The 871-nt window shown below is 51.9% G+C and carries 1 protein-coding gene; it reads right to left on the bottom strand.

Annotated features, from left to right (window positions below):
- Positions 1-159 precede the first annotated feature (159 nt).
- Positions 160-871, bottom strand: a 712-nt coding sequence (locus tag LZD48_RS18360; protein ID WP_207346484.1) for a Kunitz family serine protease inhibitor, incomplete at its 5' end; no start/stop codon positions are given.

The following is an 871-nucleotide window of genomic DNA, read 5'->3' as shown; positions in this document are numbered from 1 at the left end:
TGGAGGCCTCATTACTTTATTTATTTATCACGAGCTACATAGCAGGATGGGGTCTGCGCAATGTGCATGGCTAGAAAGGAAGTTTTATTTAGCACCCGCTTGGGTGTACACAGGTTGCATGCATATACCCATCCTTGACTTCACGTCGTAGTTTGACGGTTAGTAGATAGTAGGTCTCATGGCAAGTTGTTCGTGCTTGACAAACCTGACGGTGAACGAGTCCCCATTCTTGCCCAGAACAACCTGGCCGTTTAGATCGTGTGTACCTAGTTCGGTGCAGGAGGCCTGTTCTTCGTTCTGTTTGTAAGAACACACCGACAACTTGTAGTCTCCTTCTTGTTCTTTGGCCTTGGTCACCTGGAACAAACTGAATCGCAGTTTGTTGCTTTCCTGATCCTGCCCTGCGATGATGGGCGTGAAATTGACGTCATTGCTGGTCTTGCCGGTGGTCCAGATGCTGGGCAGCTTGCATGGGTGGTTCCACGTTGCAATGGAGCTGAACACATAGCGGTCACCTTCCTTCATGGTGTTTTCCTCAAAGTTGCCACTACCCGAAGCAAAGGTCACCTCCCGGCCCTCCCGGCGGTTGGTAGGTCCGACATACTTCTCGCATTGGCTTTGATCGTTGCGCAGGAGTCCTAGCACACCTTTACGGCCGTCGGCATTGGTGTATTCGATTTTGTAGTTGGGGCCCAGTCGGACCCGGTTGCCACTGGTGTCTAGCACCGCTTCGCCCTGCTGCTGGCAGAGAGCAGCTGCAGAAGCGATGAGAGTGCCAGAGAGAAACAGGACGGCGAGGACATAACTGAATGTTGCCATGGTGATTGGTGAAATAAGAGGCCGGGAGATAGTTGCTCTTGCTAGTGGCTCT

The organism is Oceanobacillus alkalisoli, from assembly GCF_021556485.1.
Taxonomy (GTDB): Bacteria; Bacillota; Bacilli; order Bacillales; family Amphibacillaceae; genus Oceanobacillus; species Oceanobacillus alkalisoli.
Note: the sequence above shows the minus strand (reverse complement) of the source record. Positions and strands in the feature narration are given on the sequence as shown.